Raw genomic sequence first — 23,011 nt, 5'->3', positions numbered from 1 at the left:
TAGGAAAATATTTGATTTTCATGAAACTTTAGGCCCTTTCTTGCGTAAATAAGATATAACACAGCAAAGAAGGGGTGATACATATCGTTAGCTTAAAAAGGATATATACGATCACGGGACTAGTCTTTCTTATTTTAATTTTGGGTGTAGTTGCGATATCGACCTGGTACACGGTTGATGAATCCGATCAAGCTGTCATAATGACGTTTGGTGAGGTGGAGCAGACGATAACAGAACCGGGACTTCACTTTAAACTGCCTTGGCCGATCCAATCGGTCGAGAAATTATCGAAAGAAACATTCAGTCTTAAATTTGGATATAAGGAAGAGGATGGAGAGGTGAAGGATTACCCGAGTGAGACCAAAATGATTACGGGTGATGAAAATATTGTGCTGGCAGATCTAGTGGTGCAGTGGAAAATAACAGACCCTCCAAAATATCTGTACAATGCAGATGATCCTGAGAAAATTTTATATGATACGACGTCAGCCGCGTTACGGAGCATTATCGGCAGTACGAAAATCGATGATGCACTTACATCTGGAAAAGCGCAAATTGAAGCGGATGTAAGGGATTTGTTGTCACAGCTAATGGAAAAATATGATGTTGGGATTTCCATATCAGCGGTTAAACTCCAGGATGTGGAGCTACCGAATGAAGAAGTTAGGAAAGCATTTACCAATGTAACGGATGCCCGTGAAACGGCAAATACGAAAGTCAACGAAGCGGATAAATATGAAAATAAACGGATGAATGAAGCGGAAGGGGAAAAAGACGCCATCATTTCACAGGCTAATGGGGATAAAGCTGCCCGGACGGAAGCTGCCCGTGGGGATGTTGCGGTCTTTGAAAAATTACTCAGTGAGTATAAGGGCAATAAGGGGATTACGAAGGACCGCCTTATTATTGAGACCCTCGAAGGAGTATTGCCGAATGCGGAGATTTATATCATGAATGATGATGGAAACACAATGAAGTACTTGCCGCTTCGCCCGCTTGAAAAGGAAGAAACGAAAAAAACGCCTGCTCCTGATGAAGCCGCTACACCTGAAGAAGGAACGAAAAAAGGGAATGCATCGGAAGAAAAAGCGACAGGGGAAGGGGGCGTTAAACAATGAGCGGAAAAATAGTAGATTTCTCTGAGCTTAAAAAAGGTGATTTTCATTGGAGAGGCTATGTGAAATTTGGCATTTTCCTGATTATTTTCATCGCATTGCTGCTAATCATCTTCACCAATGTATATATCGTCAAAGAGGGCGAATATAAAGCCGTCCGTCAATTCGGAGAGGTGGTAAGGATTGATAAGTCCCCGGGATTAAAGGCGAAGGTGCCATTCATTCAGAGTGTGATGACCTTGCCGAAGTATCAGATGAGTTCTGATGTATCTGAAGCGGAAATCAATACGAAAGATAAAAAGCGGATGTTGATCGATAACTATGCAGTATGGAGAATAGAAGATCCGAAGAAATTGATTACAAATGCAAGGACGCTCGAGAATGCCGAAACGAAAATGGAAGAGTTCATCTATTCGGCAGTTCGTTCAGAGCTTGGACAGCTGAATTATGATGAAATCATCAATGATGAGAAGTCATCCAGGGGAAGTTTAAACGACCGCATAACGGATAAAGTCAACGATCTGCTGCAAAAGGACAGTTATGGCATCAGCTTGACGGATGTCCGGATAAAGCGGACTGACCTGCCCGCCGAAAACGAAGCATCCGTCTTCAAGAGGATGATTTCCGAGCGGGAATCGAAAGCGCAAGAGTACCTATCCAAAGGTGATGCGAAGAAAAACCGTATCATTGCGGATACTGATCGGAAAGTGAAAGAATTGCTCTCGACTGCAGAAGCTGATGCAGAAGTGATCAGGGCTGAAGGAGAAGGGGAAGCAGCGAAAATCTATAATAAGTCGTTTTCCAAAGACCCCGAATTCTATAAACTATACCGGACTCTTGAATCCTATCAAAAAACCATTGGAGATCAAACGGTCATCATCCTGCCGTCGGATTCCCCTTATGCCAGCTTGTTAATGGGAAATACTAAATAACCGCGTCGCCGTCATTTTTCTTTCCGCTTCTACTCATGGTAGAATAGAGAAAGAAAATGAACGGCTTTTTGCGTTTTTAAATAGAAGCTAAAACTACATAAACCTGTATGACTGGAGGAAGACGGATTTGGATAAAAAGTTAGTACTCATAGATGGAAATAGCATTGCTTACCGTGCATTTTTTGCGCTTCCGCTCTTGAATAATGATAAAGGGGTCCATACGAATTCCGTGTACGGATTCACCATGATGCTCAACCGCATCCTTGAGGAAGAAAAGCCAACGCACATACTTGTTGCATTCGATGCGGGTAAAACGACATTCAGGCATGCCTCATTTAAAGAATATAAGGGAGGACGCCAAAAAACGCCGCCTGAATTATCCGAGCAATTTCCATTCATTCGCGAGCTGCTTGATTGTTTTCAAATAAAAAGGTATGAACTGGAGAACTACGAAGCCGATGATATTATCGGTACGCTTTCTTTACAAGCGGAAAAAGATGGTTTTGAAGTGAAGGTCATTTCCGGTGATAAGGATTTAACACAATTATCCTCCCCAAGTACGACGGTTTCCATCACGAAAAAGGGGATTACTGAAATTGAGGAATACACTCCAAAGCATATACATGAAAAATACGGTCTATCCCCCTTGCAGATCATTGACTTAAAAGGGCTGATGGGAGATGCCTCAGACAATATTCCCGGCATACCGGGTGTTGGTGAAAAGACTGCACTTAAGTTATTGCATCAATTTGAAACGGTGGAAAACCTTCTGCAGTCGATCGATGAGGTAAGCGGACAAAAATTGAAAGAAAAAATAGAAGAACATAAAGACCTGGCCCTATTAAGTAAAGAGCTGGCTACAATTACGAGGGAAGCTCCGCTTGAGGTTTCTGTAAATGAGACCGAGTACAGTGGCATAGATCAGGATCGAGTCATCTCATTCTATAAAGAGCTTGGCTTTTCTACTTTGCTCGATAAATTGGATGTAACGGAAAGTGAACCTCTTGAACAGGAAAAGATAGAGGTTCACACGGGTGAAATGACAGAAGGAATGTTTACAGATGAAAGTGCTTTATATGTTGAGACTTTAGAAGATAATTATCATCGTGCAGATATTATCGGGATTTCCATCAGTAATGAACAAGGTCATTTTTACTTCCATGGAGATGATGCCCTGAGTTCCGCGGCATTTAAAACTTGGGCAGAGGATGAAACAAAAAAGAAAACGGTTTTCGATGCGAAGCGTACGGTTGTGGCACTCCGTCATCGAGGCGTCGAAATAAAAGGCATCGATTTTGATGTGTTTTTGGCTTCCTATATCCTGGATCCGGCAGAGTCAGTGGACGAAGTGGCAGAAATCACGAAAACTCAAGGTACAATCCGTCTTGAAACCGATGATGTTTTTTATGGGAAAGGTGCAAAACGCAAGATACCTGAGCAAGCTGAACTAAGTGAGCATATCGCCAGAAAATCAAAGGCGATCCTTTCTCTTAAAGAACCGATGATCGATAAGCTGCAAGAGTTCGAGCAATATCATCTATTAACGGAACTGGAGCTTCCACTGTCGATCATCCTGGCGAATATGGAATGGCAGGGCATCAAGGTGGATATAGGCCGGCTGAAAAACATGGGGCAGGAATTAGCCATTCGTTTAAGAACCATCGAAGCACGAATTTTTGATTTGGCTGGAGAGGCTTTCAATATCAATTCACCTAAACAGCTTGGGGCCATCCTTTTTGAAAAGTTGGAGCTTCCGGTCATGAAGAAAACCAAAACAGGTTATTCGACTTCAGCCGATGTGCTGGAAAAACTGGAGAGCCAGCATAATATCGTTAAGGAAATATTACTTTACCGCCAGCTTGGTAAGTTGCAATCGACTTATATTGAAGGCTTGCTTAAAGTGGTCAATGGTAAATCGGACAAGGTTCACACCCGGTTCAACCAAGCATTGACCCAGACCGGCCGGTTAAGTTCTACAGACCCCAATCTGCAGAATATCCCGATCAGACTGGAAGAAGGCAGGAAAATCAGGCAGGCATTCATTCCTTCCGAAAAGGATTGGATCATTTTTGCTGCTGACTATTCTCAAATCGAGTTACGCGTGCTGGCGCATATCGCCAATGACAGCGGATTGGTGGAAGCATTCCAGGCCGGGATGGACATCCATACAAGGACAGCTATGGATGTGTTCCATGTATCGGCGGAGGAAGTCACTTCGAACATGAGGCGCCAAGCCAAAGCGGTCAACTTCGGAATCGTTTATGGTATAAGTGATTACGGGCTATCTCAAAGTCTTGGCATCACGAGAAAAGAAGCTGGAGAGTTCATCGAGAAGTATTTAAGGAGCTTTCCTGGTGTTCAGGAATATATGGAAGAAAGCATACATGAAGCCCGTCAAAAAGGGTATAGCACGACCCTGATGCAAAGAAGGCGATATATACCTGAGATTACTAGCAGGAATTTCAACATCAGGAGCTTTGCCGAACGGACAGCGATGAACACGCCGATTCAAGGCAGTGCCGCGGATATCATCAAGCTTGCGATGATAAATATGAATAAGCGCCTGAAAAGTGAAGGGCTGAAAACGAGAATGCTTCTTCAGGTGCATGATGAATTGATTTTTGAAACACCTCCTGAGGAACTAGAAATCCTTAAGGTGATCGTTCCTGAGGAAATGGAAAATGCCATTGAATTGAACGTGCCCCTTAAGGTGGATTATGCTTTCGGGCCGACATGGTTTGATGCCAAATAATAAAAGATAGGTGATTGCAATGCCAGAACTTCCAGAAGTGGAAACAGTCAGAAGAACGTTAGAGCAGCTCGTACTCGGAAAAGAGATCAAGGAAGTGTCCGTCTTCTGGCCAAAGATCATTAAAGCGCCTGAGCCTGTCGAACAGTTTCAGGATGCTTTAAGGGGGCAGACGATACAGAGTATAGGCCGTCGGGGCAAGTTCCTCATTTTCACATTGGATGATTATTCGATGGTTTCGCATTTAAGGATGGAAGGGAAATACGGGGTGCATCCAAAAGAAGAGCCTTACGATAAGCATACCCATGTAATCTTCACTTTCACGGATGGCAGTGAACTTCGATACAGGGATGTCCGGAAATTCGGTACGATGCATCTGTTTGCAAAAGGGGAAGAACTTGAGCGGTTGCCGCTATTGCATTTAGGGCCTGAACCGTTATCTGAAGATTTTACTGTCGAGGGGCTTAGTGCGAAATTGGCAAGAACCAACAGGAAAATCAAGCCGGTTCTCCTTGATCAAACGGTTGTCGTTGGGATTGGGAATATATATGTGGACGAGTCGTTATTCCGTTCCGGTATCCATCCGGAGAGAATCGCTTCTTCACTATCATTGCAGGAAATAAAAACGTTGCATGCAGAAATCATTGCAACGTTAGCTGAAGCGGTGGAAAAAGGCGGAAGCACGATTCGTTCATACCTTAACTCTCAAGGGCAAATCGGCATGTTTCAGTTGGAACTGAATGTCTATGGACGAAAGGGCGAGAACTGCAAAACATGCGGCACTCCACTTGAAAAACTGGTTGTTGGAGGACGTGGCACACATATTTGCCCGTTGTGCCAGCCTTACATGAGCTAATGTTTTTTCAAACACATCGGATGGGCTCCTTCCATATACTAGGGTAGCAACGAGAAGGGAAGGAGTAATATTCCGATGTGGCTACAAATTATTTTTCTTGCTTTTGCAGTTAGTATTGACGGGTTTGGCGTAGGTTTGACATTCGGTATGCGGAAGATGAAAATCCCCTTAAAGTCAATAGCGGTCATCTCATTTTGTTCTGCATTGAGTTTAGGTATAGCGATGGTCATCGGACAATTCATCAGCCAGCTCATATCTATCGGGGCGGCTGAAAAAACGGGGGGCATCATCCTCATCTTTCTTGGTGCCTGGATGGTATACCAGTATTTTAAGCCTGAAAAAGATCTGAAAGATGATAGATACCATGAAAAGATCATCTTTAATTTTGAAATTAAATCACTTGGGGTAGTCATTAATATTTTACAAAAACCATTGAATGCTGATTTTGATAAATCAGGTACGATCACCGGTATTGAAGCGCTTGTGCTGGGGTTTGCACTTTCGCTGGATGCGTTCGGAGCTGGAGTCGGAGCGGCTATGATCGGGATTTCACCGATTATCCTCGCAGGATGCATCGCTGTTATGAGTTCGATTTTCATTTGGAGCGGAATTCAAAGCGGGAAACTGCTTTCAAATAATAAAGTTGTCCAGCATTTGACCTTTCTTCCAGGTGTACTATTGATCATCATCGGTTTATTCAAGTTATGATACGTGGTTTAAAAGGGGGAGCGTATGGGACAAATCATTGGAATCACCGGAGGCATCGCTAGTGGGAAAAGCAGTGTCAGCCTCTATTTACAGGAACTGGGATTCACGATTGTGGATGCAGATCTGGCTTCCCGTGCTGTCGTTGAGCCAGGTGAAGAAGCCTATCATCAAGTTGTGAAGGCATTTGGTGAAGATATCTTATTGAAGGATGGGAATATAGACCGCGCAAAGCTTGGGTCGATAATATTTCATGATCAGGAAAAGAGATTGCTATTGAATGGCATCGTGCATCCTGCCGTCAGGAATTGGATGCGCCTCAAGACGGAAGAGGCACTCGCTTCAGGGGAAGAAACTGTGTTCATGGATATTCCGCTCCTATTTGAAAGTAAGCTGACATTCATGGTGGAAAAGACGCTTTTGATATATGTGGATGAGCAAGTTCAACTGAAACGATTAATGAACAGGAATGGTCTTTCGGAGACGGAGGCACTTGCCAGGATCCATTCGCAAATGCCCTTGGCCGATAAAAAGGCTTTAGCGGATGCCGTCATCGACAATAATGGAGACATTAATGATACGAAGAAGCAAGTGAAGGCCATACTTAGCGATTGGCATGTCATATAATTGTGATAAAAGGAAGAAACCTCAGGGTTTCTTCCTTTTATGTTGAAAAAATAAGAACAATCCGCATTTTTATTAGCACAATTCAACTGAATTATGTTATACTAATTACATAAGAAAGGTAATAAGTATAACATTAATATTTTTTGGAGGGTCCGAACAATGAATTCAAGAATAGCGATTAACGGATTTGGGAGAATTGGAAGAATGGTTTTCCGAAAGGCCATATTAGATGAGAGTTTGGACATTGTTGCCATTAATGCAAGCTATCCTGCTGAAACTTTAGCCCACTTACTAAAATATGATACGATACATGGTAAATTCGACGGTATCATTATAGCGGAAGATGATTCACTTGTAGTGAATGGCCGCCGAGTAAAACTAATAAATAACCGCGATCCAAAGCTATTGCCTTGGAAAGAGATGAACATAGATATTGTAATTGAAGCTACGGGTAAATTTAATGACCGTTCTAAAGCGGCTCTTCATTTAGAAGCAGGGGCAAAAAGGGTGATTTTATCCGCGCCGGGTAAAAATGAAGACGTTACCATTGTTATGGGCGTCAATCAGGAAGTGCTGGAAATCGACAAGCATTTTGTCATATCCAATGCATCTTGTACAACTAACTGTCTTGGACCGGTTGCAAAAGTGCTTGATGAAAAATTCGGCATAAACAACGGTTTAATGACAACGATACATTCTTATACAAATGATCAAAATAATATCGATAACCCGCACAAAGACTTAAGACGAGCCCGTGCCGCTGCGGAAAGCATCATTCCTACCACCACAGGGGCTGCAAAAGCCATCTCCCTGGTGTTGCCTCAATTAAAAGGCAAACTTCATGGAATGGCGATACGCGTACCGACACCTAACGTATCTCTAGTCGATCTTGTTGTGGACCTAAACTGTGATGTCACGATTGATGAAGTGAACCAAGCGTTCATCGACGCTTCGGAAAATGAACTTAAAGGAATCATGGAATTCACGATGGAACCTTTAGTTTCCAGCGATTTCAAAACTAATCCTCACTCTGCCATCATCGATGGTTTGACAACGATGATGATTGGGAACAGGAAAGTGAAAGTCCTGGCATGGTATGATAATGAGTGGGGTTACTCCAACCGGGTAGTGGACCTTGTGAAATTAGTTGCGTCCGAGTTGAAAAAAACTTCAGAAGTCGAGTTAACAGTAAAATAATGAAAATAAACGGGCCTGCTAAAATTTTTTTAGCGGGCTATTTTTCATTCATTGATCAATCAATTCTGGCGGTTTTAAGGCGTTGAATAAACCCGAAAACAGTAATCTTCCTCAAATTTGCCCCTTCACTATAACCCTATTACATTTAAAGTTTATCTTTCCAAAAATTCAAATTGGAGTTGCAAAAAAAATTCAAACCATATATACTATGAATCGTGAACTTCTTCAAAAGCGGTTTGCATGATGGCTACTTAAAGGGTTAGGACCTCTTTGGACTAACTTTCCCCCGTGGTAGTTATCAGACTTAATTTTTAATCATGGTAAGGGGGAAGCTTAATATGGAAACAGCTTACACTATGGAAACTATGGGTAGACATGTCATTTCTGAACTTTGGGGTTGTGACTTTGAAAAACTGAACAATATCGATTTAATTGAAAAGATTTTTGTTGATGCTGCTTTGAAATCAGGTGCAGAGGTAAGAGAAGTTGCCTTTCACAAGTTTGCTCCACAAGGAGTTAGCGGGGTTGTCATCATTTCTGAATCACACTTAACGATTCACAGTTTTCCAGAACACGGCTATGCTAGCATTGATGTCTATACATGCGGTAACTTGGATCCGAATATTGCGGCAGATTATATTGCAGAAGCTTTGAACGCGCAAACACGTGAAAACATAGAATTACCACGTGGATTAGGTCCTGTACAAATGAAAAAAGCCAATCTAAGTGCCCTATAAAAAACACGTATACACAGAGATGCCATGGGTGCATCTCTTTTTTAATTTTATAGGGTAAGATAGCCATGAACAAAAAGACTTTGATAAAGGTGCTTCAAGTGCATGACAAAAAGTGTCTACTGCTGGAAGTTACACTTTTTACTTGTACTGGCCGTTCCTTTTAATATAAGATTAAGGTAGAAAAGTAATTCCTTGGGGAACATTTAGATAGGGGAGTCCTACATAAAATACGGAGCTGATAATGATGAAATGCCCATCATGTCAATATAACGGAACAAGAGTGCTCGATTCCAGGCCAGTCGATGAAAGTAAATCGATTCGACGACGCCGTGAATGTGAGGCATGTGGTTTTCGATTCACGACATTTGAAAAGGTGGAGGAAACACCTCTTATTGTAGTGAAAAAGGGCGGGACACGGGAAGAGTTCAGTCGTGATAAAATCCTGCGTGGCTTAATCAGGGCTTGCGAAAAACGTCCGGTTCCCTTGAAAGAACTAGAGCAAATTACCAGTTATGTAGAAAAAGAACTGCGCAATCAGGGCATAGCGGAAGTGAAAAGCGACAGTGTCGGCGAAATGGTGATGGATAAGCTGGCAGAAGTCGATGAGGTGGCCTATGTTCGGTTCGCATCCGTCTATCGGCAATTTAAAGACATCAATGTCTTTATCGATGAATTGAAAGATTTAATAAATAAAGAAAGAAAGTAGAGCTGAAGATTTACTTTGGCTCTTTTTTCACTACATCTTTTGAAAGGTTTGAATGGAGATGTCAATGCATTGGCAAGAATTGCTCCCAGCGGATTCATATTTGGTCTCATCTGCGGGGCTGCTTCATGATTATGATCGGAAAATACTGACCCGACTATATCAACCTCTTATTGGACCTATCTGTATCAGCCTTTATATGACGTTGTGGAGTGAGTTGGAGGAAAACAGGCTATGGTCGGAAACCTCCTCACACTATCAATTAATGAATACCATCGGCCTTAAGTTAGGTGATATTTACGAAGCACGGCTTTTACTTGAGGGAATCGGTTTGTTGAATGTATATAAGAAATCGGAGAATGACACGAAGGAATTTATCTATGAGTTAAACCCGCCGCTTTCCCCACAGCAATTTTTCACGGATGGAATGCTGAATATCTACTTATACAAAAAAATAGGTAAAGTACAATTCAACCGGTTGAAGAGATTCTTTTGTGATGATCATATCTTAACGGATCAATATGAAAGTGTGACTAAATCTTTTGCGGAGGTATTCTCATCAGATCACTTGGACTCTTTATATGTAACGGATGAAGCGAAAAATGAATGGAAACCGATGCCTGAACAGCAATTCATCGATCGGGCGGATGGCGTCGAACCAACGGGGTTTGACAACTTATTTGATTTTGAACTTTTAATTGCCGGGATGAAATCCTCGATCGTACCGAAAAAGGCCTTTACCCCGAAAATAAAAAGTACGATTGCCAAGCTTGCTTTTTTATATGGCATTGATCCGCTTGAAATGCAAAAACTAGTAATGGATGCCGTTTCATTGGATGATGAGATCGATGAGGAAATGCTTAGGAAGGCGGCGAGGGACTGGTATCAGATCGAACGGCAGGCCGATATGCCTTCCCTTGTCAATCGCGTGCAGCCGATCCGTGAACGGACACAAAAAGAAGAACCGAAAACGCAGGAACAAGAGCTCATCCGTCATTTGGAGACGATTTCTCCAAGGGAGCGGCTGATGCAATTGTCAGGCGGTGCTGAGCCATCAAGCGGTGATTTGAAAGTGGTGGAGGGCGTGATGATCAATCAAAAGCTGAATCCGGGTGTCGTCAACGTCTTGATTGAATATGTCATGCTCAAAACGGATATGAAGTTCACGAAGGGCTATGTGGAAAAGCTGGCAGGCCATTGGGCACGGCTGAAGGTCTCCACGGTCATCGAGGCGATGGAACTGGCTAAAAATGAACACCGGAAATATCAGGACTGGGCTCAAGGAAGCAGGAATGTTGCGAAGGGCGGCCGGAAAAAGACGATACGGGAAGAAGTGGTTCCGGAGTGGCTTGAGAAAAAAGAAGAAGCACCGCAGGAGCAGAATGCGGATCAGCCTGAATTGAATGCCCAGAAACGTGAGCTTCAGGAGAAATGGAAGCAGTGGAAAGCTGGAGGTGAAATGAACGATGGAAAAGATTAATAGATCCCTTAATAAATTGGCCAATACAAACCAATTTCAAGAGCGTTATGAAAAGCTGAAACAAGAGATTTTTGAAGACGAACAGGTGCGGTTATTTTTGAATGCCAACAGTTCGACTGTCACGAAGGAAATGATAGACAAAAACTTGGGTAAGCTTTATGAGTTCACTTCACAAAGCAATAAGTGTGATAAATGTCCAAGCTTGGATGGCTGTATCAATATGATGCATGGGTATTATCCTAAATTGGTCGTTCAAGGGAAGGCCTTGAATCTGAATTATGAAATCTGCCCACGGAAATTCGCAGAGGATGAAAAGCGGAAACGGGAAAAATTGATCCGCAGCCTTTACGTGCCGAAGGATATTTTAAAGGCGACCATCGAGGACTTCACTCAAACGGATGATGAAAACAAACGCTTGGGTGTTTTAAGTAAGGCGATGTCGTTCATTATGGAGTATGAGCCAGGTAAAAGGCAAAAAGGCTTATATATATACGGGAAATTCGGTGTTGGGAAAACCTATTTATTAGGTGCGATTGCCAATGAACTTGCAGAAAGGCAGATTTCCTCCCTTATTGTCTATGTGCCTGACTACTTGAGGGAACTTAAAGGGTCGATAGGTGATAATACGGTCAATGAAAAAATTGAGATGGTGAAAACGGCACCTGTCCTCATGCTGGATGATATTGGAGCGGAGTCCATGACGAGCTGGGGACGCGATGAGGTTTTTGGTCCGATTTTGCAATTTAGGATGCTGGAAAACCTGCCGACGTTTTTTACTTCGAATTTTGACATGAATGGCTTGGAGAATCACCTAACCTTTTCACAGCGTGGTGAGAAGGAAGAAGTGAAGGCGGCCAGGGTACTGGAACGAATTCAATATTTAGCGGAGCCGGTCAAGCTGGATGGCGTGAATCGGAGAAGATAAAGGAAAGTGGTCTCTTAATGGAGGTCACTTTTTTCTTATTACAAGGTCCATCCTACTTCTAAACACGTCCCCATCCCCATATACATGAAAAAAGAAGCAAGGGGGAAGGGGGGATGTCGTAGTGCAAATTTCGTTTCAAAACGATTCAGAGGCATTGAAATTACTGAATTTCGTTTCTGCCCATCCGCTAGGGGCAGAATTTCAACCATACATTCGATTTCTTCCGCAACAAGGCATGCATGTGGATATGACGGAGTCTTCAGGTGATAAATGGCTAATTCTGCTTCGTGATGCATTTCATTCTTTTTTATTGGAAGAAAAGACGCTTCCTGTTCTGGAGCAAATAATAGTCGGTAAATTTTTTTATAGGGAACGGGAAGAAATTGAAGCCATCACTGAGATTGCTTCATCCATCATTGAAGGGGAACGTGCAAGGAATCAAGAAGAAGTATTCAGTACGGAGAAACGATTGATTGAGGAAGGACTACAAAGCATTTTGGCGGGGAAGGTATCTTTTTCATTCGATTCTTTTACGACTTTCCGTTTAAAATCATTTCAGCACACTTTGGAAAAGTATGTCGTCAAGGCAATTGATGAATACAAGTTGGAACAGGATTATCAAAATTTCATTGCCACTCTCCGTGATTGCCTTCAGGGGCAGGAGTCGAAATTAAGAAAGCTTCACCTCGTCAATCGGGATGGTTTTCACTTCTATGATCAGAAATTAAGCAAGCTCGACCGACCAAAAATCAATAGTATGATCGACAGGAGGCTTCTTGCCAAAAGTTCACTTTTTCTAGATACGGTGATACTTGCCCCACTTTTATCGATTGCTCCTGAAAACTTGTGTATCTATACCGATGACAAGGAAGAGGGGCTGATCCAGACCATTTCAAGGATTTTCGAAGAACGGGCGACCATCTTGCCACTTTCGTCTTTTTCTAATGCATTTGAATGATCTTTCTTGGGAAAAAGAAAATTAACCTTGATTTTCACCGTATAACAAATTATAATTTCCTACATACTATTAAAAAACAAAAAGTTATGATGAGGACAAGGGTATTCTAGTCGCCGATTATCAGAGAGGGAAGCCAACAGGCTGTAAGCTTCCTATTCGCATGGAACACTTACCACCTTTAAACTTCGGCTCGGAAAGCAAGCATTCTGCGAATATGAGCTGACGGGAAGCTGCCGTTACCAAGTTACAAGTGCCGTTTTGCCGTGAAAAGCAAGATGGAACGAGGGTGGAACCGCGGGTTAATGATATTTATTACTAAGCTCGTCCCTGTTTTATACAGGGGCGGGCTTTTTGTGTTGTAATGGAATCAAAAACCCTTAATTTGTTTGAACAATAAGAAGGAGTGAAACTGTATGTCTGAATTACTGAAAATATCTTTTCCTGACGGAGCGGTCAAGGAGTTTGCTAAAGGCACTACAACTGAAGACATCGCTGCATCCATCAGTCCTGGTTTAAGGAAAAAATCCATTGCCGGAAAATTCAATGGTGAATTATATGATTTGAAACGCCCGATTGAACAAGACGGTACAATCGAAATCGTTACACAGGACGCAGCCGATGCTCTTGAAATATTACGTCACAGTACAGCACACTTGATGGCACAAGCGATCAAACGTTTGTACAAAAATGCTAAATTCGGTGTAGGGCCAGTCATCGAGGGCGGTTTTTACTACGATATAGATCTAGAGGAATCATTGACTCCCGATGACCTTCCATTGATTGAAAAAGAAATGAAGAAAATCGTCAATGAAAACTTGGAAATTTCCCGTATCGAAGTGAGTCGTGATGAGGCCATTTCCCGTTTTCAAGAAATAGGCGACGAGTATAAACTGGAGTTGATCGATGCGATTCCTGCCGAACAGCAAGTAACGCTCTATGAGCAAGGGGAATTCTTTGACCTTTGCCGTGGAATTCACGTTCCATCAACTGGGAAAATCAAAGAATTCAAGCTTTTGAGCATCGCTGGTGCATACTGGAGAGGCGATAGCAAAAACAAAATGCTTCAGCGCATTTATGGTACGGCTTTCTATAAGAAAGAAGATTTATCCGAACACTTACGTTTCCTTGAAGAAGCCAAGGAACGTGACCACCGTAAAATCGGCAAGGAATTGAACTTGTTCATGAGCTCACAAAAAGTGGGGCAAGGGTTGCCGATGTGGTTACCAAAAGGCGCGACAATCCGCCGGACAATCGAAAGGTATATCGTGGATAAAGAAGAACGCCTGGGTTATGACCATGTCTACACACCTGTAATGGGAAGCGTGGACCTTTATAAAACATCTGGACACTGGGATCATTACCAGGACGACATGTTCCCTGTCATGGAGATGGAAAACGAACAGCTTGTCCTGCGTCCGATGAACTGTCCGCATCACATGATGGTATATAAAAACAGTATCCACAGCTACCGCGAACTGCCAATCCGAATTGCTGAGCTTGGCTTGATGCACCGCTATGAAATGTCAGGTGCCCTTTCCGGCCTTCAGCGCGTACGTGGGATGACATTGAATGATGCGCACATATTCGTCCGTCCCGATCAAATCAAAGAAGAGTTCAAGCGTGTTGTGAACCTGGTCCTGGAAGTATATAAAGATTTCGATATCAAGGATTATTCATTCCGTCTGTCATATCGCGATCCGCAGGATACAGAAAAATACTTTGATGATGATGCCATGTGGGAAAAAGCCCAAAGCATGTTAAAAGGTGCTATGGATGAACTTGGTCTGGATTACTTTGAAGCGGAAGGTGAAGCGGCATTCTACGGTCCTAAGCTTGATGTTCAGGTGCGTACTGCCTTAGGAAAAGATGAAACGCTATCCACTGTTCAGCTTGATTTCTTGCTTCCTGAACGTTTTGATCTTAATTACGTCGGTGAAGACGGTAAGCAGCACCGCCCGGTAGTAATCCACCGCGGGGTCGTTTCTACAATGGAACGTTTTGTCGCTTACTTGATCGAAGAATACAAGGGGGCATTCCCGACTTGGCTGGCACCTATCCAAGCACAAGTGATTCCGGTCTCACCTGAAGTGCATTTGGATTATGCGAAAGAAGTGCAGGAAAAACTTAAAGCGCAAGGCATTCGTGTCGATCTGGATACACGTGACGAGAAAATCGGTTATAAAATCCGTGAAGCGCAAATGCAAAAAATCCCGTACATGCTGGTTGTTGGAGACAATGAAGCCAAAGAAGGCAGCGTGAACGTACGTAAATACGGTGAACAAAAATCGGAAACAATCGCATTTGAAGATTTTGTTTCAGCGATTAAAGCGGAAGTAAGCCGCTAACAGCAATGGAGGGGCACATATTATTGTGTCCCTCTTATTAATTAAGGCATGATAAAATGAAACCATCATGTGAATATATGTACAGCAATGAAAAGGAGGGTCAGCATGAAAAAGAAATTCACTTATCTATTCGGGCCAACATTCCTTGCCATCATCATCTTATTGTTATTGGATGATTATCGGCAATATGCCATTGTCCCGGTCCTGCTTTTTTGGATAGCCCTATTTTCTTGGGACAACATTGAGAAAAAGAAAAAGGCCAAAGAAAACTCTTGATTTTTGATGGCTTCGATCAGTATGGCCTGTAACCAAAGGGGGAGTGGGAGAAATGGAAATTCGAAGGGCTTCAAGGGAAGACGCAGGTAAATTGGCAGCTCTATTCAATCATGTTGAAGATTCCGGATATATGCTGTTCAACCCTGGGGAAAGAAAAGCGACGGGGAACCAAATGGAAAAGCAACTGGAGCAAATCGAAAAAAATCCCCTTTCCGTTTTCCTCGTTGCTGCGAGCGGCCATGATTTGAATGGTTACCTAATATTATTGGGCAATCAATTGGGCCGAACCAGACATTCAGCCAAAATCGTCATCGGCATCGCCGAACAGGATAGAGGAAAAGGCATCGGTACGAAGTTATTTCAGAAAATGGAGGAGCATGCACGGACAAACGAAATCAGGCGCCTGGAACTGTCCGTAATTGCAACCAACGCCCCTGCGCTTTCCTTATATGAAAAGATGGGTTTTGAAAAAGAAGGAATAAAGCGGGAATCGCTGTTTTTTGATGGGAAGTATCATGATGAATATTTTTTGTCCAAATTACTTTGAAAAAACGTATTGTCAAATAACAGAATGTCTGATAATATTAATTTTGTTGTGAAAAACGAATAAATTAGCATTTGACAAGTCATCATTGTTTATGATATATTTCTAAAGTGAATTGAATACGTGTTTGAGGAAAAGAAGAAGCACCCGCTTCTCACCTGGTTGACGCAAGCAATGCAGTTAACAGGTCATGATTTGATTATTTGGATCTTTCTGAATGAGTCTATCAGTGTGGGTGCAGCATGCATCCACACTTTTTTATTATGATTATATCCTGTAAGCGAGTTGTGAGCGTGACCGAATTGATTCAAATATTCGTATTCGCCAATATCTTTGGAGGTGGCTAACTATTAGTAAAGACGCGATGGTAAACGAGGGCATCCGAGCCCGTGAAGTTCGTCTTATTGACCAAAACGGAGAACAACTTGGAATTAAAACGAAATTCGAAGCATTGGAAATTGCCGCTCGTGTAAATCTTGATCTAGTTTTAGTTGCTGCAAATGCAAAGCCTCCGGTAGCCCGGATTATGGACTACGGAAAACACCGCTTCGAGCAGCAAAAGAAAGACAAGGAAGCACGTAAAAATCAAAAAGTCATCAGTCTGAAAGAGGTTCGTCTGAGCCCGACGATTGAAGAACATGATTTCAATACGAAGCTTCGCAACGGAATTAAATTCCTTGAAAAAGGCGATAAAGTAAAAGCTTCTATCCGATTCAAAGGACGTGCCATTACGCATAAGGAAATTGGTCAACGTGTACTCGTTCGTTTTTCTGAAGCATGTAAAGAAGTGGCTACAATCGAGCAACACCCAAAAATGGACGGACGCAGCATGTTCATTATCTTAGCACCGAAAAACGAAAAGTAATTGTAAAGTAATTTGTAATGAGGAGGAATACCTTATGCCTAAAATGAAAACTCACCGCGGATCTGCTAAACGTTTCAAAAAGACTGGATCCGGCAAACTTAAGCGTTCTAACGCTTACACAAGCCATTTATTTGCTAACAAATCTACTAAGCAAAAGCGTAAGCTTCGCAAAGCTAGCCTTGTAAGCAAAGGTGACTTCAAACGTATTCGTCATATGCTAGACAACATTAAATAAGTTCGATTTATCGAGTTAAATAGGAGGGAAATAACATGCCACGTGTAAAAGGCGGTACTGTTACTCGCAAACGTCGTAAAAAGGTAATAAAATTAGCTAAAGGTTACTATGGCGCGAAACATATTCTTTTCAAAGTAGCTAACCAACAAGTAATGAAGTCAGGAAACTATGCTTTCCGTGACCGTCGTCAAAAGAAACGTGATTTCCGCAAACTTTGGATCACTCGTATCAACGCTGCAGCACGCATCAACGGTCTTTCTTACAGCCGTTTAATGCATGGTCTAAAGCTTGCTGGTATCGAAGTGAACCGCAAAATGCTTGCTGATCTTGCTGTTGCTGACGAACAAGCTTTTGCTCAATTAGCAACTGCTGCTAAACAACAATTAGACAAATAAGTCTGACTGATATCAGCCACTCTCTTTTCAAGAGGGTGGCTTTTTACATTTAAAGGAGGGAATGAGGATGCAAGGAGTATGGTTCATTGTTGTTTATATGATCATCACGAACATCATGGGATTTGCCATAATGGGAGTCGACAAAAGGAAAGCGCGTAATGGGGAGTACCGGATCAGCGAAAAGACACTTTGGTTTTGGGCGGTCATAGGTGGAGGGACAGGATCCTTTCTGGGGATGAAGCATTTCCGCCATAAGACGAAGCATGGCGCTTTTAAATGGGGCCTGCCTATATTGATGATTCTTCAAATAGGCTTATTGATCAAGATATTCATTCAATGGTAATATGTAGCCCGTATAATGTATATGCTTGTAGAAGCAGCAAAGAGTAGCTGGAGGGAGAGTATGAATGATAAACTGACACTTGTGATGAGCTACATTCAATCCGGAAGCGTGTTTGCACCACTTATCTTTATCACTTTTCATTTATTAAGGCAATTTTTATTCATTCCCGTCATTGTGGTTTGCATGTCTGGCGGAGTATTATTCGGGGCCGCTTTTGGGACCATCTATTCGGTAATCGGTTTGACGTTGTCCAGTATGGCCTTTTATTTCGTGATAGGCAAATTTCCGAAAACAAAGGAAAGGCTGCTGCGGCTTAAGAATAAGTTGTTTGGAAACCGAAAGCTAAACAGCCGTCAAATTGCAGTGCTGAGATTAATACCATTCATACATTTTTATTTATTATCGCTTTGCTTATTGGAATCCAATAAAGGGTTGAAAAATTACTTTTATCTATCTTTCATGACTAATATCCCTGTAGCTTTCGTATACACGGTTTTTGGCCACTATATTGCCGATTTCAGTCCAACACTGATTGTCATTATTTTATTATCATTAACCTTATTGCTATATTTATTGAGAGAGAAGCAGACGGTCGTTCCCTGGAAGGAATTTTTCCGTTCCCATGATTAATATAGAGCCTTGAGTTCATTTTTCTCAAGGCTCTTTGTTGTGCGTGATATTTTTCATTTTTGCAAAAATTCCTTAACCGGGCTTTTCCAATCAATGACGGCATCCGGATATTGTTTTTTTATCGCTTCCTCGATTTTTAAAAAGTCATTTCGCTTCAAGCCTTTCAAGCCCGCAACTTTTTTAGGCCATATGAAGATGGATATGACCTCGAAGGAGCGCTCCGTCGTCCCTAAATACTTTTCCCCTTCAAACATCACCCCGTTGTACGTCAATAAAAAATTCTTTCGTATATTGGCTGTATCGTCGAGCAGAAAGAACTTTTTCTGTTCATGTGCCAGCTCTAATTTTCTTTTCGGGTTAAATACGTATTTGATGACTGTATATATTAAGAAGATGATAAGAGCCAAAAGAATGAACCGCATGATCAATACCATGGAGCTACCTCCCTAAACAGAGTGATTCCCTTCATTTACGTATGGGTTTTTAATAAGTTTCATTTATTTGATATAATTTAAAGGAAGACGATAGAAAGTAGTGATGAAAATGAACATAGGTAAATTAATGGACATGCAGGCAGCGTTAGATGAGCATATACAATCAAAACATGATTTGGGTGCTGAAGACTTGGTCGAACGGAAGATACTTGCTCTATTGGTGGAGCTTGGGGAGTTGGCTAATGAAACGAGATGTTTTAAATTTTGGAGTCTCAAAGGCCCCTCTGATAAAGAAACGATTTTGGCTGAATACGTGGATGGGATTCATTTCATTTTGTCACTCGGGATCGAACTGGGATTTGAACCTGAAGTTCCATCCGCCCTCAAGATGCCTCAGGAGGATTTGACGGCTCAATTTACTGCTATTTACGGCTACATCAGTGAATTTCGCACGCAATTGACAGAGTCATCTTTCCAAAAGGTTTTTGCTGAGTATTTACATTTAGGGGAGTTGCTTGGATTTTCAACAGTGGATGTCGAAAAAGCATATGTAAGCAAAAATGAAGTAAACTACCAACGGCAAAAGCAAGGCTACTGATTGTTGATTGTTTATGCAATCGATTTTCTGTATAATTATTCTTGTAATGTAAGTAATAGGGAGGTAAAAGAATGGCTCAATTAGACGAAACGTTAAGAATGCTGCGGGACTTAACGGATGCTAAAGGCATTGCAGGAAATGAAAGTGAAGTAAGAAAAGTGATGACCGAATACATAGCACCATTTGCCGATGAAATATCGACAGATGGCCTGGGAAGTTTGATTGCCAAGAAAACGGGTGATGAAAACGGACCGAAAATTGTCGTTACTGGGCATATGGACGAAGTCGGTTTCATGATTACCCAAATTGATGATAAAGGATTTTTGCGTTTTCAGCCGGTAGGGGGCTGGTGGTCACAGGTCATGCTGGCCCAACGTGTGACGATCGTTACAAGTAAAGGTGATGTAACTGGCATTATCGGTTCCAAGCCTCCGCATATCCTGTCAGCGGAAGCGAGGAAAAAGCCGATTGATATTAAGGATATGTTTATTGATATTGGTGCAGCAAGCAAAGAAGAGGTTAAGAAATGGGGCGTCAAGCCAGGGGATATGGTCGTGCCATATTTCGAATTCACGGTCATGAATAATGAAAAGATGCTGCTGGCCAAAGCCTGGGACAATCGAATTGGCTGTGCAATCGCCATTGATGTGCTTAAACAGCTGAAAGATAGCGACCATCCTAATGTAGTTTATGGAATTGGCGCGGTGCAGGAAGAGGTCGGCCTCCGTGGCTCTAAAACATCCACATTCAAAATTCAGCCGGATATCGGTTTTGCCGTCGATGTCGGCATAGCTGGTGATACACCGGGGGTATCCGATAAAGAAGCGATGAGTAAGATGGGGGAAGGTCCGCAAATAGTCATATATGATTCGTCGATGGTAGCACATAAGGGATTACGCGATTTCGTTACCGACACGGCTGATGAAATGGAAATTCCTTATCAATATGAATCGATTCCAGGTGGTGGGACGGATGCAGGCTCCATCCATTTAACGGCAAATGGAGTACCTGCCCTGGCGATCACGATTGCAACCCGCTACATTCATTCACATGCAGCAATGCTTCACCGGGACGATTATGAGAATGCTGTTAAGCTCATTGTCGAAGTGATCAAACGCCTCGACCGTGAAGCGGTTGATCGGATCATTTACGAGTGATATAGTGAAAGTTAAAAATGGAGAGGCCTAATTAGGGCCTCTCCATTTTTTCTTTTCTTTATTTCTATTTTATTTATCTTCTACGATTATATAGACAGCTCTGATGGGCCCATGGACGCCGACGACAAGGTCCATTTCAATATCCGCGGAATTGCTCGGTCCTGTTATGAAATTAATGCAGGAAGGAACGACTTCGCCACGGGTAACTTTTGAACGAATGGCCGCAGCAGCCTGGGTCATTCGCGGAACAATGGTGCTTTTTGGAATGATGGAAACATGGCAGGAAGGAAGGAAGCTGATGGAACGGCCGTGGTCCTTGTCGCTGAACAAGACGACGGTCGCTGATTCTGCCAATGTCATTTCACTGAATGTGATTCCGATGTTGGCACTCTCGGCTTTCTTGACATTTTCTTTCCCTGCTTGGTGATCCCAAACATGGACATCTTTATCCTTTAGGATATCATCTAACTGATAGGCAGAAAATCGATCGTCCTTAGGGATGATCAAGGGTCCGTTTCCAAGTTCCTCGATCACCTGTTTTAAACACTGCATCACTTGCTTGGAGTCGGTAAGGTGAAACTGAGTATGTACCCTTTTGCACTGCTCCTCCAATTCCTCGACAAGCTCATTTGGTGTCGCATGTTTCAAAACTTCTTTTTGGGGGGCATGCTTCCATACCGGAACGGAAATGCCTTCCTTAATAGGAGCCCTTCCCAGGTTTTTGGCAATATTGTTTAAAAACGTCCCTTCATTGTGGATGGTTCCATTCATGATGGTTTCCCTCCTTTTTCCCGATTTTTGAACCAGTCCCGAAAGCTTTCTTTTCCCGGAGCAGGGAACTCGCGGCTTTCTGTCCAAGTTTTGAGTGGCCCAGGTCCTTTTGAGATGAAATCCCCCGTTTTAAAAGGAGACATCGCTGATGGGACCATTTTGGAACCGAACTTATAAAGCATAGGCGATGCCGCACCGATTCCGAAGGCTTTCATGGCCATCTTTTCTGAAAATGGAGCCATTTTTTCCTTTTCAACGATGACTTCACGATGCTTCCTCAGTAATTCGTGAAGAGGAATCTTTACCGGACAGGCATCTGTACATGCTGCACAAAGAGTTGAAGCATATGGAAGCTCCTTGAAATCATCATACCCTCCGAGCAAGGGTGAAAGCACAGCACCGATTGGTCCAGGATATATTGAACCATATGAATGGCCGCCAACCTGGCGATAGACCGGGCATACATTTATACAGGCAGCACAGCGAATGCATTGAAGAACGGATTGAAACTCAGTTCCCAAAATGGAGGAACGTCCATTATCTACAATCACAAGGTGAAATTCCTCGGGTCCGTCTGCATCGCCTTCATCACGCGGGCCGGTAAGTGCGGTGATGTAACTGGTCAATCTTTGGCCGACAGCGCTTCTTGTCAATAAGCTGACAAGGACTTCGAATTCATCGAATGTAGGCACAAGCCGTTCCATTCCCATCACGGTGATTTGCGTTTTCGGGAGGGCAGTGACCAAATCGGCGTTTCCTTCATTCGTCACCAAACCGATCGAGCCCGTTTCTGCAATTGCAAAATTACAGCCGGTTATGCCCACATCGGCGCTTAAGAAATCTTTCCGCAGAATGCCCCGGACATGGGCAGTAAGCTCTTCCGGTTTTTCGGTTTGCGTATAGGCGAGCTTCTCTTTAAAAACATCCCTTATCTGTTCTTTATTTTTATGGAGAGCAGGTGCGACGATATGGGAAGGGGGATCATGATCATCCACTTGTAAAATGTATTCACCAAGGTCCGTTTCGACGACATCGAGGCCAACCGCTTCAAGAGTTGCGTTTAAATTGATCTCTTCTGTGACCATCGATTTGGATTTCACGACTTTTTTGGCGTTCTTCTTTACAATGACATCCTTGATGTATCCGCTTGCTTCTTCAGCCGTTTCAGCGAAGAAGACATGACCGCCCCTTTTCGAAACATTTTCTGCAAGCTGATGCAAATAGAAATCAAGGTTACTGAGCACATGCTGCCGGATCTCTTCACCTAGGGAACGCCAATCCTCCCAGTTTCCCAATTCATCAACGGCCGTCAGCAGCCGTCCGTGTAATCGTTCCTGGGCACTCGATACTGCCAATCGCATAAAATCATTATGTATTCCTTCATCCACCCGGTCTTTAAACTTGGCAGAGCTGGTTTTCATAGCCATCGTTTTT

Annotated in this window: 25 protein-coding genes and 1 other annotated feature; of the genes, 22 read left to right on the top strand and 3 right to left on the bottom strand. The window is 42.7% G+C overall.

From position 1 onward, the window contains the following. Positions 1-83 precede the first annotated feature (83 nt). The 20 genes from hflK (at position 84) to QUF78_RS19730 (ending at position 18,617) form a co-directional block, all read left to right on the top strand. Positions 84-1,118, top strand: a complete 1,035-nt coding sequence (hflK, locus tag QUF78_RS19825; protein ID WP_289327362.1) for an FtsH protease activity modulator HflK — start codon at positions 84-86, stop codon at positions 1,116-1,118. Continuing rightward, entirely contained in the window at positions 1,115-2,047 is a 933-nt protein-coding gene (gene hflC, locus QUF78_RS19820) for a protease modulator HflC (RefSeq protein ID WP_289325992.1), read from the top strand. Before hflK ends, hflC begins: the two co-directional genes overlap by 4 nt. A gap of 127 nt (positions 2,048-2,174) precedes the next feature. After that, positions 2,175-4,799 carry a DNA polymerase I gene (gene polA / locus QUF78_RS19815; protein ID WP_289325991.1) on the top strand — a complete coding sequence of 875 codons (2,625 nt, stop codon included), beginning with the start codon at positions 2,175-2,177 and terminating at the stop codon, positions 4,797-4,799. Positions 4,800-4,818: 19 nt separating this feature from the next. Next, positions 4,819-5,652 (top strand): DNA-formamidopyrimidine glycosylase, encoded by an 834-nt coding sequence (mutM, locus tag QUF78_RS19810; RefSeq protein ID WP_289325990.1) that lies wholly within the window; start codon positions 4,819-4,821, stop codon positions 5,650-5,652. 75 nt (positions 5,653-5,727) lie between these two features. After that, a complete protein-coding gene (gene ytaF / locus QUF78_RS19805) occupies positions 5,728-6,360 on the top strand; it encodes a sporulation membrane protein YtaF (protein ID WP_289315393.1) in 633 nt (210 codons plus the stop codon). A 24-nt stretch (positions 6,361-6,384) separates the two neighbouring features. Continuing rightward, entirely contained in the window at positions 6,385-6,984 is a 600-nt protein-coding gene (coaE, locus tag QUF78_RS19800) for a dephospho-CoA kinase (RefSeq protein WP_289315394.1), read from the top strand. Positions 6,985-7,143: 159 nt separating this feature from the next. Continuing rightward, positions 7,144-8,181, top strand: coding sequence for a glyceraldehyde-3-phosphate dehydrogenase (locus QUF78_RS19795; RefSeq protein ID WP_289325989.1), 1,038 nt, complete (start codon positions 7,144-7,146; stop codon positions 8,179-8,181). A gap of 356 nt (positions 8,182-8,537) precedes the next feature. Next, the gene (speD, locus tag QUF78_RS19790) at positions 8,538-8,918 is read left to right on the top strand and encodes an adenosylmethionine decarboxylase (protein WP_289327361.1); all 381 of its coding nucleotides are present in this window, start codon (positions 8,538-8,540) and stop codon (positions 8,916-8,918) included. 244 nt (positions 8,919-9,162) lie between these two features. Continuing rightward, complete coding sequence (gene nrdR, locus QUF78_RS19785) at positions 9,163-9,624, top strand: transcriptional regulator NrdR (RefSeq protein WP_063232877.1); 462 nt, start codon at positions 9,163-9,165, stop codon at positions 9,622-9,624. Between the two features lie 64 nt (positions 9,625-9,688). Further along, entirely contained in the window at positions 9,689-11,101 is a 1,413-nt protein-coding gene (locus QUF78_RS19780) for a replication initiation and membrane attachment family protein (RefSeq protein WP_289325988.1), read from the top strand. Then, positions 11,088-12,026, top strand: coding sequence for a primosomal protein DnaI (gene dnaI, locus QUF78_RS19775; RefSeq protein WP_289325987.1), 939 nt, complete (start codon positions 11,088-11,090; stop codon positions 12,024-12,026). The genes QUF78_RS19780 and dnaI overlap by 14 nt, the downstream gene beginning before the upstream one ends. Positions 12,027-12,147: 121 nt before the next feature. Continuing rightward, positions 12,148-12,984, top strand: coding sequence for a sporulation protein YtxC (gene ytxC, locus QUF78_RS19770; RefSeq protein WP_289325986.1), 837 nt, complete (start codon positions 12,148-12,150; stop codon positions 12,982-12,984). 413 nt (positions 12,985-13,397) lie between these two features. Then, positions 13,398-15,329: a threonine--tRNA ligase gene (gene thrS / locus QUF78_RS19765; RefSeq protein WP_289325985.1), complete on the top strand. Its 1,932-nt coding sequence runs from the start codon at positions 13,398-13,400 to the stop codon at positions 15,327-15,329. 105 nt (positions 15,330-15,434) lie between these two features. Further along, entirely contained in the window at positions 15,435-15,605 is a 171-nt protein-coding gene (locus QUF78_RS19760) for a hypothetical protein (protein ID WP_289315400.1), read from the top strand. Positions 15,606-15,657: 52 nt separating this feature from the next. Next, positions 15,658-16,152 (top strand): GNAT family N-acetyltransferase, encoded by a 495-nt coding sequence (locus QUF78_RS19755; RefSeq protein ID WP_289325984.1) that lies wholly within the window; start codon positions 15,658-15,660, stop codon positions 16,150-16,152. A 126-nt stretch (positions 16,153-16,278) separates the two neighbouring features. Further along, positions 16,279-16,415 (top strand) — a sequence feature (ribosomal protein L20 leader region). A gap of 98 nt (positions 16,416-16,513) precedes the next feature. Beyond that, positions 16,514-17,014: a translation initiation factor IF-3 gene (infC, locus tag QUF78_RS19750; RefSeq protein WP_034309072.1), complete on the top strand. Its 501-nt coding sequence runs from the start codon at positions 16,514-16,516 to the stop codon at positions 17,012-17,014. Between the two features lie 34 nt (positions 17,015-17,048). Then, entirely contained in the window at positions 17,049-17,249 is a 201-nt protein-coding gene (gene rpmI / locus QUF78_RS19745; protein WP_034309070.1) for a 50S ribosomal protein L35, read from the top strand. Positions 17,250-17,284: 35 nt separating this feature from the next. After that, complete coding sequence (gene rplT, locus QUF78_RS19740; protein WP_034309067.1) at positions 17,285-17,644, top strand: 50S ribosomal protein L20; 360 nt, start codon at positions 17,285-17,287, stop codon at positions 17,642-17,644. Positions 17,645-17,711: 67 nt separating this feature from the next. Further along, the gene (locus QUF78_RS19735) at positions 17,712-17,987 is read left to right on the top strand and encodes a DUF1294 domain-containing protein (RefSeq protein WP_289325983.1); all 276 of its coding nucleotides are present in this window, start codon (positions 17,712-17,714) and stop codon (positions 17,985-17,987) included. Between the two features lie 60 nt (positions 17,988-18,047). After that, complete coding sequence (locus tag QUF78_RS19730; protein ID WP_289315403.1) at positions 18,048-18,617, top strand: TVP38/TMEM64 family protein; 570 nt, start codon at positions 18,048-18,050, stop codon at positions 18,615-18,617. 53 nt (positions 18,618-18,670) lie between these two features. On the opposite strand, the gene QUF78_RS19725 is transcribed toward QUF78_RS19730, so the two are convergent. Next, positions 18,671-19,051, bottom strand: a complete 381-nt coding sequence (locus QUF78_RS19725) for a sigma-w pathway protein ysdB (RefSeq protein WP_289325982.1) — start codon at positions 19,049-19,051, stop codon at positions 18,671-18,673. 109 nt (positions 19,052-19,160) lie between these two features. On the opposite strand from QUF78_RS19725, the gene QUF78_RS19720 reads away from it, so the two are divergent. After that, the gene (locus QUF78_RS19720; RefSeq protein ID WP_289325981.1) at positions 19,161-19,649 is read left to right on the top strand and encodes a dUTP diphosphatase; all 489 of its coding nucleotides are present in this window, start codon (positions 19,161-19,163) and stop codon (positions 19,647-19,649) included. A 71-nt stretch (positions 19,650-19,720) separates the two neighbouring features. Then, the gene (locus QUF78_RS19715) at positions 19,721-20,806 is read left to right on the top strand and encodes a M42 family metallopeptidase (protein WP_289325980.1); all 1,086 of its coding nucleotides are present in this window, start codon (positions 19,721-19,723) and stop codon (positions 20,804-20,806) included. Between the two features lie 69 nt (positions 20,807-20,875). On the opposite strand, the gene QUF78_RS19710 is transcribed toward QUF78_RS19715, so the two are convergent. Next, positions 20,876-21,580, bottom strand: a complete 705-nt coding sequence (locus tag QUF78_RS19710; RefSeq protein WP_289327360.1) for a LutC/YkgG family protein — start codon at positions 21,578-21,580, stop codon at positions 20,876-20,878. After that, positions 21,574-23,004 (bottom strand): LutB/LldF family L-lactate oxidation iron-sulfur protein, encoded by a 1,431-nt coding sequence (locus QUF78_RS19705; protein ID WP_289325979.1) that lies wholly within the window; start codon positions 23,002-23,004, stop codon positions 21,574-21,576. The genes QUF78_RS19710 and QUF78_RS19705 overlap by 7 nt, the downstream gene beginning before the upstream one ends. Positions 23,005-23,011: the final 7 nt, after the last annotated feature.

The organism is Peribacillus sp. ACCC06369, assembly GCF_030348945.1.
Taxonomy (GTDB): Bacteria; Bacillota; Bacilli; order Bacillales; family DSM-1321; genus Peribacillus.
This window is presented reverse-complemented; position numbering and strand designations above follow the sequence as displayed.

Bases quoted from the DNA above. Each gene is read 5' to 3' on its own strand.
- QUF78_RS19755 (WP_289325984.1), top strand. From the start codon at position 15,658: ATGGAAATTCGAAGGGCTTCAAGGGAAGACGCAGGTAAATTGGCAGCT.
- hflC (WP_289325992.1), top strand. From the start codon at position 1,115: ATGAGCGGAAAAATAGTAGATTTCTCTGAGCTTAAAAAAGGTGATTTT.
- ytaF (WP_289315393.1), top strand. From the start codon at position 5,728: ATGTGGCTACAAATTATTTTTCTTGCTTTTGCAGTTAGTATTGACGGG.
- QUF78_RS19730 (WP_289315403.1), top strand. From the start codon at position 18,048: ATGAATGATAAACTGACACTTGTGATGAGCTACATTCAATCCGGAAGC.
- nrdR (WP_063232877.1), top strand. From the start codon at position 9,163: ATGAAATGCCCATCATGTCAATATAACGGAACAAGAGTGCTCGATTCC.
- thrS (WP_289325985.1), top strand. From the start codon at position 13,398: ATGTCTGAATTACTGAAAATATCTTTTCCTGACGGAGCGGTCAAGGAG.
- QUF78_RS19725 (WP_289325982.1), bottom strand. From the start codon at position 19,051: ATGGTATTGATCATGCGGTTCATTCTTTTGGCTCTTATCATCTTCTTA.
- QUF78_RS19715 (WP_289325980.1), top strand. From the start codon at position 19,721: ATGGCTCAATTAGACGAAACGTTAAGAATGCTGCGGGACTTAACGGAT.
- QUF78_RS19780 (WP_289325988.1), top strand. From the start codon at position 9,689: ATGCATTGGCAAGAATTGCTCCCAGCGGATTCATATTTGGTCTCATCT.
- QUF78_RS19705 (WP_289325979.1), bottom strand. From the start codon at position 23,004: ATGGCTATGAAAACCAGCTCTGCCAAGTTTAAAGACCGGGTGGATGAA.
- speD (WP_289327361.1), top strand. From the start codon at position 8,538: ATGGAAACTATGGGTAGACATGTCATTTCTGAACTTTGGGGTTGTGAC.
- infC (WP_034309072.1), top strand. From the start codon at position 16,514: ATGGTAAACGAGGGCATCCGAGCCCGTGAAGTTCGTCTTATTGACCAA.
- coaE (WP_289315394.1), top strand. From the start codon at position 6,385: ATGGGACAAATCATTGGAATCACCGGAGGCATCGCTAGTGGGAAAAGC.
- QUF78_RS19760 (WP_289315400.1), top strand. From the start codon at position 15,435: ATGAAAAAGAAATTCACTTATCTATTCGGGCCAACATTCCTTGCCATC.
- QUF78_RS19795 (WP_289325989.1), top strand. From the start codon at position 7,144: ATGAATTCAAGAATAGCGATTAACGGATTTGGGAGAATTGGAAGAATG.
- rplT (WP_034309067.1), top strand. From the start codon at position 17,285: ATGCCACGTGTAAAAGGCGGTACTGTTACTCGCAAACGTCGTAAAAAG.
- QUF78_RS19720 (WP_289325981.1), top strand. From the start codon at position 19,161: ATGAACATAGGTAAATTAATGGACATGCAGGCAGCGTTAGATGAGCAT.
- mutM (WP_289325990.1), top strand. From the start codon at position 4,819: ATGCCAGAACTTCCAGAAGTGGAAACAGTCAGAAGAACGTTAGAGCAG.
- QUF78_RS19735 (WP_289325983.1), top strand. From the start codon at position 17,712: ATGCAAGGAGTATGGTTCATTGTTGTTTATATGATCATCACGAACATC.
- rpmI (WP_034309070.1), top strand. From the start codon at position 17,049: ATGCCTAAAATGAAAACTCACCGCGGATCTGCTAAACGTTTCAAAAAG.
- dnaI (WP_289325987.1), top strand. From the start codon at position 11,088: ATGGAAAAGATTAATAGATCCCTTAATAAATTGGCCAATACAAACCAA.